Consider the following 9,703-nt stretch of genomic DNA (forward strand, 5'->3'; position numbering starts at 1 on the left):
GGGACGGCTGCGATGCCGCACATCCTGATGCGTTTCTTCACGGTCAACGATGCGCGGGCTGCACGCCACTCGGTTATGTGGGCGATGCTGGGTATCGCCGCCTGTCACCTGTGCATCGTCGTCATAGGTTTTTCCGCCGCCTATTTTGTGGGCGCTCCGCTAATCTTGTCGGTCGAAAAGGGAGGCAATCTCGCTGCACCGCTGCTGGCTCAGGCATTGACGGGCGGACCGCACAGCGTTGGCGGAGATCTGATGCTGGCCTTTATCGCAGCAGTGGCCTTCGCCACGATTGTTGCGGTGGTGGCAGGTCTTACGCTCGCAGCGGCTTCGTCGCTCGCTCACGACCTGTACGTGGGAGCGATCCGAAACGGTCAGGCCACCGAGCGTCAGCAGGTGTTCGCCGCGCGGATCGCAACGCTCTTTGTCGGTGTGATCGCCATCTCGGTGAGCATCCTGGCGCGCGGCCAGAACGTGGCGCAACTGGTTGGGCTGGGTTACGCGGTGGCCGCTTCGGCCAACCTGCCGGCGCTCGTCCTGACGTTGTACTGGAAACGATGTACGACGCAAGGCGTGCTCGCTGGCATTATCGGCGGAACGCTGGTCGCGATCTTTCTTGTCCTCGTTTCGCCCAACATGACGTACCCGGCACGGGTCCGGCAGGCGGCCATTGATCGCATCGCATTGATCGATACGCGCTTGCCCAACACGCTGGATGCCTCCGAGCGCCGCACACTCATCGCGCAACAAGCGGCTGATCTTGTGACTGCGCGCGATATCGCGCCGGACGCAACCAGCATCGTAGGTCTTAGCGCTCCTTTGATCAGTCTGCGCAATCCGGGGATCATCTCGATTCCTATAGGATTCCTTCTGGTCTTCCTCGTTTCGCTGTTCACACGCGACTTGACGGCTTCGTCGCGCTGGGCCGAACTCGTCGTGCGCCGCGAGACCGGCTACGGCGCCGCCACGGCTAGCGATCACTAAACATACTGGACGTACCGGAGAGAACAATCATGTCTTACCTTCCCATTGTCAAAGTGGCCGCAGCGCACGCGGCGCCGGTGTTCCTGAACAAGCGGGCCACGGTCGCCAAAGCGATCTCGCTGATCCGCGAAGCGAGTGGTCATGGCGCACAACTGGTCGCGTTTCCCGAATCCTTCATCCCTGCCTTTCCAGTGTGGGCGTCGCTGTGGGCACCGATCGACAACCATGACCTGTTCGAGAAGTTTGCGCAGGAAAGCATCTATGCAGACGGCCCCGAAATCGCCGAGATAGCGGCCGAGGCGGCCCGCAGTGGCGTGTTTGTTTCGCTCGGTTTCAGCGAACGCTCGCATGCGAGCGTCGGATGCATGTGGAATTCCAACGTGCTGATCGACGAGCACGGCAGCATTGTCAATCACCATCGAAAGCTCGTGCCCACGTTTTATGAAAAGCTCGTTTGGGCTGCGGGCGATGGCGCGGGACTTCAGGTCGTCGATACCCCCATTGGCCGGATCGGCGGTCTGATCTGCGGTGAGAACACAAATCCGCTGGCGCGCTATTCGTTGATGGCGCAAGGCGAACAGATCCACATTTCCAGCTGGCCCGCGCTCTGGCCGACTCGCCGCCCGGCGACGGGAGCCAACTTCAACAACGTGGCTGCCAACCGTCTTCGCGCTGGTGCGCATTCGTTCGAGGCGAAGGCTTTCGGCATCGTTTCCGCGGGCTACATGGACGCCGAGATGCGTGATTTTCTCGTCGCCCGTAATCCGGATGCTGCAGCCGTCCTTGATGGCTCGCCGCGGGCGGCGTCCATGTTCGTCGATCCTACCGGCACGCCGATCGGCGACATGTTGAGCGACGAAGAAGGCATCGCCTATGCCGAGTTCGATCTCAATCGATGTGTTGAGCCGAAACAGTTTCATGATGTCGTCGGCTATTACAACCGGTACGACGTGTTTTCGTTGACCGTGAACCGGGAGCGTCAGGAGCCCGTGACCTTTCGCGATGCACCTTCGCATGCGAGCACTACCGCGCAAGGAGAAATCACCGGCGCCGGTGCACGGCAACAAGGAGTTCGGCCTGGCGATAGAGAAGTGAACTGACCAGCCCGAAATACTTTTTGTGCTTGCGGCGAATTTGCCAGAACTGACGTGCCCCATAGATGAGACCGGTATATATGAAGCAAATGACTCTGAATCAGAAGCTATGGAGCATTCTCGCCCTTATCTGGGTCGGCCTCGGTGCGCTCGTCGTCGCGAGTGCCTGGATGAGCCGATCCGACATGCTCGAACAGCGCAAGAGCATGTTGTCGCAGCAGGTAGATACCGCATTGGGCGTGATCTCCTATTACCAGAACAAGGTCGCCGACAAGACTCTTTCGCTTGACGACGCGAAGCATCAAGCGCTCGAGACGGTGCGCGGGCTGCGCTACGGTGCAGACCGTAGCGGCTATTTCGGCATATACGACTCAAATGTCATAGCCCTCCTCAATCCGGCTAAGCCAGACATTGAATCCAAGTCGCAAGTGGGATTGGTTGATTCGAATGGCACGCATCTCGCGGTCGACATTGTCAAAAGCTCGTCACCGGGCGGCAACCACTTCAGCGAATATGTTTGGCCTAAGTTCCCGGGTGCCACGCCAGTACGCAAGATAGCGTTCGGTGGCTATATCCCCGACTGGGATTGGCATGTGTTCACCGGCGTCTATGTGGATGACATCGACCATGCGTTCTACGCGACCTTGCTGCGCGATTTGTTCCTCACGGCGATCGTTCTAAGTGCGCTTTCAGGCGGGATGCTATTGCTGATCCGCAGTATCCGCACGAGTCTCGGTGGGGAGCCGGACTATGCTGCTCAGGTATGCGAACGGATTGCCAGCGGCGAGCTCAACGTGAAGGTCGACCTTCGCCAGGGCGACACGACCAGCCTGATGGCATCGCTTGCGGCGATGCGTGACAGTCTCTTGCGAATCGTGTCCGAGGTGCGCGAGACCGCCGAAGGGGTCGCGACCGCCGGCGCGCAAATTGCCCAAGGCAACCTGGATCTTTCAAGCCGCACGGAAGAGCAGGCCGCATCCCTGGAAGAAACCGCCGCGAGCATGGAAGAGCTGACTTCTGCGGTCAGTCATAACGCGGACAACGCCAGGCAGGCAACGACGATGGCGGACACGGCATCGAGCACCGCGCAACGAGGTGGCGAAGTGGTTGGCCGCGTCATCGAAACGATGCACGGGATCTCCGACAGCTCGGCCAAGGTGGCAGAGATTATCCGCGTGATCGAGAGCATCGCGTTCCAGACCAACATCCTCGCTCTGAATGCGGCGGTTGAAGCTGCGCGGGCCGGCGAGCAGGGACGCGGATTCGCAGTCGTGGCGACCGAGGTGCGCACGCTTGCCCAGCGCAGCGCGACGGCGGCCAAGGAAATCAAGGCGCTGATCGATGAATCGGTGAACCGGGTGGAAACTGGCTCCAGGCAGGTAGGGGAAGCCGGCAGTACGATTAACGAAGTCGTCCGGTCGGTGCAGCGCGTGAGCGACATCATCGGCGAAATCTCGTCGGCCTCGCAAGAACAGCGCACCGGTATCGAGCAGGTCAACACAGCCGTCAGCCAGATGGACGAGATGACCCAGCGCAACGCCGCACTGGTGGAAGAGGCCTCTGCGGCGGCGCAGTCGATGTCCCAGCAGGCGAACGGTTTGCGCGAAACGGTGGCCTTCTTTAAGCTCGATGAGCGGGCAAGCTTGGGGTAAAGAAATGAGTGGGAAAGCCGCTGGCGGTATTTCCCACCTTCGTGATTCGCGCCGCGCGTTGAGTCGAACTTACTGGCGCCCACGCAACGCCACCAACGCCACTGCACGCAAGCGCCATTCATATGCACGTAAACGAGCGCGAAGGCCCACGTCCATCCGCAAGGACCCGTTCGACCTCTCGACTCTCGGGCTCAGCGAAATCGCTGCGCCCGCCGTCTGGAATGCGGTCAATTTCAATCGATAAGGTATCCATATTTATAAGAAGCGTTTCGACCGGACCCGCTATTTGCACCAGAGCCAGCGGGACATGCAGACAGGCTCACCGTACCCCACGCGTCATTCGTTGATCGGGCCTGCGTCAAAACTCGACTGCCGTTTGAGCCGATAGTGAATGTGCGCAGGAATTCGCGACGATTCAGGATTTGCGTTCCCCTCCAGCATCGAAATTACGCAGCGCAGGCTGTGTTCCGCCAGTTGCCCGCTGTCCTGAACAATGGCGTCTATGGTCAGCGGAAGGCAGTCAAGCAACTGGTGATCGTCGAACGTCATGAGCCGACCCGGCGCCTGTGCCAGCTTGTGCGCCTCATTGATGAAGGCCAGCACACCTTCGAGCAACGTGATCGAGCCCACAAACAGCGCTTGCGGATAGCGACGATGCGCGGCAAACCAGGCTCGCATCAGCGCGTGTCCGGACTCGCGCTGGTAGTCGCGCTGATAAACCCAGTCTTTCTTCTCGGTCAAACCGTGCGCTGCCAGCGCGAGACGATAACCGGCCAGCCGATCGCGGCTCGCCGAGAGTTCCGGTTGGCCACCGAAGTACACCACCTCGCGCACGCCCTGCTTGAGCGCGTCACCCACCAGTGTTGCGACCGTTTCCGTCGCGTCGGTCACGACATAAGGAATGTCGCTCTGCTCGACCCGACGGTCAGCGAACACCAGCGGCAACCGCTTCACCCACTTTTCATATCGCTCGGCGTCGCCGGTGCACGGCACCACGACCACGCCGTCGACCTGATGGGCGACCAGGTGCGCGATACCCTCCGTTTCGCGTTTGGGGTCTTCGTCGCTTGTCACGATGACGAGCTGGCATCCGTAGCGCTGCCGACATAGCGATTCCATAGCCTGCGCAAGAGCCGCGTGCGCGGAGTTCGTGAGGTCGGGAATGACGAGGCCGATCGTATTGCTGCGGCGAGAGCGCAGCGCACGGGCCGACTGCGAGGGCGTGAAATGGTTGTCTTTCGCAACCTGAAGGACGCGCTCGACGGTAGCGGCAGAGATCCGGTAGCGCTCGGCATGACCATTGAGCACCATGCTTGCGGTGGTGCGCGAAACCATCGCCAGACGGGCGATGTCGTCAATGGTCAAACGCTCGAACTGGGTCACGCTGGCTTCCTGGAGGCAATGTGTCGACGTCTGCGGTCACGAAGACATGCACCGGTCGCCGTAAGACAACCGCAGACAACCGCATCGCGGAAGATCCGTGCGCCAACATGATGGCCCGTAGGAAAAGATCGCCGCCCGATGCGAACCGGACGGCGCCATGCACCGCGTCGACGTTAATATTAGCGCCAGATGGTACTACGGGTGCACGCTGGAAACATTACTGCTTGTAGAGATTCAACGGGACCGGAACGAACTTGTCCACGGCCTGGCCAGCGATAAGCTTTTTCGCGGCTTGAATACCGTACTGGCCAATGAGCTCCGGCTGCTGCTGCACGGTGGCGGCCATTGTTCCGGCTTTAACCGCGTTGATCGCATCGTCCGTGGCATCGAAGCCGACTACGATCACATTCTTCAGTCCTGCCGCCTGGATGGCCTTCACCGCACCGAGCGCCATCTCATCATTCTGTGCGAAGACGCCCTGAATGTCCTTGTTGCTCTGGATGATGTTTTCCATCACCGACAACCCCTTGGCGCGGTCGAAGTCCGCCGGCTGCTTCGTCACTACTTTCACGCCGCCCTTGGCCGCGATTTCCGATTCGAAACCCGTGCCACGTTCACGCGCGGCGGACGAGCCCGGAATGCCCTGCAACTCGACCACGTTGCCTTTGCCACCCAGCTTGTCGACCATGAAGTCCGCGGCCAGCTTGCCGCCGGCCGGATTGTCGGACGCGATGTGCGAGCTAACCTCGGCACCAGTCACGCTCCGGTCAAGCGACACGACCTTGATACCCTTCGCAGTCGCTTCCTTCACCACGTTGGCGACAGCCGATGAATCGGTCGGATTGATCAGGATGACACTAACGTTCTTCTGGATCAGGTCTTCGACGCTCGCTTGCTGTTTCGCCGGATCGTTCTGCGCATCCACCGTGATCAGCGTAATCCCGTCCTTCTTTGCCTCGTCTTCCGCGCCTTTGCGAAGCGCAACAAAGAACGGATTGTTGAGCGTCGAAATCGACAGGCCCACGGTCGCTGTCCCACCGCCGGCAGCCGCCGACGCCTGATCGCTACCGGATGCAGCGGTCGCGTCCGGACCCTGCTTCGAGCACGCGACGATGCCGACTACCAGCAACGCACCCAACAGCGGCGAAATAATTCTTTTCATCGTCTTCCTCATGGTTCCTGTATGTAGCGTGGGCCCGCATCTGCGAGTCGCACTCATGCGGCGTTTGCCGCTCCTCTCGTTCAAACTCGATTCAATCCATTTGCTGCGGTCCCGTCGCGGTGTCGGGATATCTCCGGCCGGCCGCAAACACTGGGTTACTTCTTGTTGGCCCTATCGATCAGCACGGCAAGCAGGATGACGCTGCCCTTGATGACCTGCTGGTAGAACGACGAGACGTCCAGCAAGTTCAAGCCGTTATTCAGCACTCCGATGAGCAACGCACCCACGAGCGTGCCGAAGATCCAGCCGCGCCCGCCCGTCAGACTCGTTCCGCCCAGCACGACCGCGGCAATGGCGTCGAGCTCGTAGCCGGTGCCTGCCGTCGGTTGCGCGGAATTCAGACGTGATGTCAGCACCACGCCGGCGATGGCCGCCATGACGCCGGAAATCGTGTACACCCACAACTGGACCCGATCGACCTTGACACCGGAGAGCTTCGCGGACTCAGCATTGCCGCCCGTCGCGTAGACGTGCCGGCCAAACACGGACTTCTTCAACACGAACCAGAAGATGCCGAACACAATCAGCATCAGCACCACCGGAATTGGGATCAGCCGCGCGACATATCCGCCGCCAAGCATCGAGAAGAAATCGCTGTTGAAGTCGCTGATCGGACTGCCGTTCGACATGACCAGCGCGAGGCCGCGCAGCACAGTCATCGTACCGAGCGTGGCGATGAACGGCGCGACCTTGCCTTTACTGATGATGAGGCCGTTGACGAGTCCCATCAGTGCGCCGGCGACGATGCCGGCGAGCGTCGCCACGACGGCCGGCGTGCCGCTTTGCAGCAGACTGGCGATGATCACGGACGAGAGAGCGAGCACCGAACCCGCCGACAGATCAATGCCGCCTAACAGGATGACAAGCGTCATGCCGAATGCGATCAACGCATTGATCGACGACTGGCGCATGACGTTGAGCAGATTGTCGAGCCTCAGGAAGTCAGGGCTGACAATCGAAAGTCCCACTGCGATGACCAGCAGCGCGATGAACGGCCCGAGCTTTTGCAGCGTGGCCTTGTTACTGGGTGTCAGGGTTAGTTGCGCCATTTTTGGTTCTCGATACCGGCGGCACAAGCCGCCATCGGATTAGTTGAACGGTTGCGTCGCGAGTCCGGCGGCTCAAGCCGCCACCGGTGCCGCTGCTGTCTTGCCGCCGGTGGCGGCGTTCATGATCATTTCCTGAGTGGCGCCGGCCGCGGGAAAGATGCCGTTCTGACGGCCCTGATGCATGACCAGGATGCGATCGCTCATCCCCAGCACTTCAGGCAACTCCGACGACACCATCACGATCGCCACGCCTTGCGATGCGAGCTGATTGATGATGGTGTAGATCTCGGCCTTGCCGCCGACATCGACGCCACGTGTCGGCTCGTCAAGCAGCAGGACCTTGGGCGGCGCCACGAGCCATTTGGCGAATACGACCTTTTGCTGGTTGCCGCCGGAGAGCGACTTCACATCCAGTTCCGCGTCGCGGGTACGGATGCGCAGCTGCTTGATGAGCTGTGCGACCGCGGCGCGCTCAGCCGCATCGTTCACCACGCCAAAGCGTGCGTAGGTGTCCAGATGAACCAGCGTCGCGTTCTCGCGAACCGACATGCCAAGCACCAGCCCCTGGTTCTTGCGATCTTCGGTGACGAAGCCGATGCCGGCACCGATCGCGCCGGACGCATCGCGAATGTCAAGCGGGCGTCCATCGAGTGAGACGGTTCCCGCGGTCTTGCGATTGACGCCGAACAGCGTCCTCAGGATTTCGCTGCGGCCCGCGCCCATCAGCCCGGCGATGCCCAACACTTCGCCCGCGCGCACGTCGAACGAAATACCGGAGATGTTGCCGGCGTCCGCGAGTCCGGCAACCTGGAAGCGCACGCCGCCGGGCGCGTTTGTACGCTTCGGGAAGCGTTCGCCCAGTTCGCGCCCGACCATCAAACGCACGATTTCGTCGAAACCGGTTTGCGCAATGGCGCGTTCGCCGACAAACCTGCCGTCGCGCAGCACGCTGATCTTGTCGCAGATGCGAAAAATTTCTTCCATGCGGTGCGAGACGTACACAAGCGCGACGCCGCGCGCTTTCAGCCCAAGCATGATCTCGAAGAGCGTTTCAATCTCGCGATGCGTGAGCGCGGCGGTCGGCTCGTCCATCACCAGCACGCGGGCGTCGAGTGAGAGCGCCTTGGCGATCTCCACGAGTTGCTGCTGGCCGATCGACAGCCGGCCCGCCTCCATCTGCGGATCGATGCGCTGCGCACCCACCATGTCGAGCCAATGACGCGACTGGCGGCGCATGGCCGCTGTGTCGACGATACCGAAACGGCTCGGCTCGCGGCCAAGGAACATGTTCTCCATCACCGACAACTGCGGAATCAGATTCAATTCCTGGTGAATGATGGCAATCCCAGCCCGCTCAGCGTCGACCGTGTCGCGGATCAGTGCTGTCTTCCCATCGATCAGGATATCGCCGGCATCGGCCTGATAGACACCACTGAGGATCTTCATCAGGGTCGACTTGCCGGCGCCGTTCTCGCCCATCAAGGCGTGAATCTCACCCGCACCAATATTGAATTCGACACCGTCGAGAACGCTGACGGGTCCGAACGCCTTGCCGATGCCACGCATGGTCACTTGCATGACGCGCCCCTCAGAAGATCACGCCCGAATGCAGGATCACATTCGCGTATGGACTGCATTCGCCGGTCCGAATCACGGCCTTTGCCTGCCGGCACAGGCGCTTGAACTCGTCATGCGGCACATGGTCGATTGCGACCTGCGCTTGTGCCAGTTGCGCGATGCGCGCCGCGACCGCTGCGTTTTGCGTCAGGCTTTCGCTAGCGAAGACCGCGCGCTCCACTTTGAAATCATCGAGAACGGTGTCGAGCACGTCGAAAAACCCGGGCACGCCCATCTTCAGCGAGACGTCGATGCATTCGACGCCATCGGGGATCGGCAAACCACAGTCGGCAATCACCAGGCTGTCGGTATGACCCATGCCGGCGAGCACGCGGGCGATATCGCGGTTCAGGTGTCCGAGTTTTTTCACGATTGAGCCTTCAGGAATTGTTCGAGTTCGATCAGCGTGGGCATGCCGCCTTGCGCGCCGGGCTGGGTGACCGACAAAGCTCCGGCAGCGTTTGCGCGTCGCACCGCTTCGGCCACGCCGAGATGCCAGAACGCGGCCAGCGCCCCGTTGAACGTATCGCCCGCGCCGGTCGTATCGACGGCTTCGACGCCTACGCCCTCTTGATGCACGAGTTCGCCGTCGCCGGTCGTGTAGTACGCGCCGTCCTCGCCGTGGGTCATCGCGATGCGGGCCGGCATGCGCTTCAAGACGGCCCTCCAGTCCGCGCCAGCCGTTTGCAGCGCGGTGGTCAATTC

At 61.1% G+C, this 9,703-nt stretch carries 9 protein-coding genes; 3 read left to right on the forward strand and 6 right to left on the reverse strand.

All coding sequences use genetic code 11. The annotated features are described in order from the left end of the window. The 3 genes from WCA53_RS24510 to WCA53_RS24520 form a co-directional block, all read left to right on the forward strand. On the forward strand, positions 1–981 hold a 981-nt coding region (locus WCA53_RS24510), incomplete at its 5' end, for a solute symporter family protein (protein WP_423916545.1). A gap of 29 nt (positions 982–1,010) precedes the next feature. Beyond that, complete coding sequence (locus tag WCA53_RS24515) at positions 1,011–2,081, forward strand: carbon-nitrogen hydrolase family protein (RefSeq protein WP_423916547.1); 1,071 nt, start codon at positions 1,011–1,013, stop codon at positions 2,079–2,081. A 74-nt stretch (positions 2,082–2,155) separates the two neighbouring features. Beyond that, a complete protein-coding gene (locus WCA53_RS24520; RefSeq protein ID WP_423916549.1) occupies positions 2,156–3,727 on the forward strand; it encodes a methyl-accepting chemotaxis protein in 1,572 nt (523 codons plus the stop codon). A gap of 336 nt (positions 3,728–4,063) precedes the next feature. Here WCA53_RS24520 and WCA53_RS24525 read toward each other — a convergent pair whose 3' ends face one another. The 6 genes from WCA53_RS24525 to WCA53_RS24550 form a co-directional block, all read right to left on the reverse strand. Then, positions 4,064–5,110 (reverse strand): substrate-binding domain-containing protein, encoded by a 1,047-nt coding sequence (locus WCA53_RS24525; protein ID WP_423916551.1) that lies wholly within the window; start codon positions 5,108–5,110, stop codon positions 4,064–4,066. A 217-nt stretch (positions 5,111–5,327) separates the two neighbouring features. Continuing rightward, positions 5,328–6,272: a ribose ABC transporter substrate-binding protein RbsB gene (rbsB, locus tag WCA53_RS24530; protein WP_423916553.1), complete on the reverse strand. Its 945-nt coding sequence runs from the start codon at positions 6,270–6,272 to the stop codon at positions 5,328–5,330. 155 nt (positions 6,273–6,427) lie between these two features. Further along, complete coding sequence (locus tag WCA53_RS24535) at positions 6,428–7,381, reverse strand: ABC transporter permease (protein ID WP_423916556.1); 954 nt, start codon at positions 7,379–7,381, stop codon at positions 6,428–6,430. Between the two features lie 72 nt (positions 7,382–7,453). Then, entirely contained in the window at positions 7,454–8,959 is a 1,506-nt protein-coding gene (locus tag WCA53_RS24540; protein WP_423916559.1) for a sugar ABC transporter ATP-binding protein, read from the reverse strand. Positions 8,960–8,969: 10 nt separating this feature from the next. After that, positions 8,970–9,368, reverse strand: a complete 399-nt coding sequence (rbsD, locus tag WCA53_RS24545) for a D-ribose pyranase (protein ID WP_423916561.1) — start codon at positions 9,366–9,368, stop codon at positions 8,970–8,972. After that, positions 9,365–9,703, reverse strand: a 339-nt coding sequence (locus WCA53_RS24550; RefSeq protein ID WP_423916563.1) for a PfkB family carbohydrate kinase, incomplete at its 5' end; no start/stop codon positions are given. The genes rbsD and WCA53_RS24550, both read right to left, overlap by 4 nt.

This window comes from Caballeronia sp., from assembly GCF_049581465.1.
Lineage (GTDB): Bacteria > Pseudomonadota > Gammaproteobacteria > Burkholderiales > Burkholderiaceae > Caballeronia.

Bases quoted from the DNA above. Each gene is read 5' to 3' on its own strand.
- WCA53_RS24535 (WP_423916556.1), bottom strand. From the start codon at position 7,381: ATGGCGCAACTAACCCTGACACCCAGTAACAAGGCCACGCTGCAAAAG.
- WCA53_RS24515 (WP_423916547.1), top strand. From the start codon at position 1,011: ATGTCTTACCTTCCCATTGTCAAAGTGGCCGCAGCGCACGCGGCGCCG.
- WCA53_RS24540 (WP_423916559.1), bottom strand. From the start codon at position 8,959: ATGCAAGTGACCATGCGTGGCATCGGCAAGGCGTTCGGACCCGTCAGC.
- WCA53_RS24520 (WP_423916549.1), top strand. From the start codon at position 2,156: ATGAAGCAAATGACTCTGAATCAGAAGCTATGGAGCATTCTCGCCCTT.
- rbsB (WP_423916553.1), bottom strand. From the start codon at position 6,272: ATGAAAAGAATTATTTCGCCGCTGTTGGGTGCGTTGCTGGTAGTCGGC.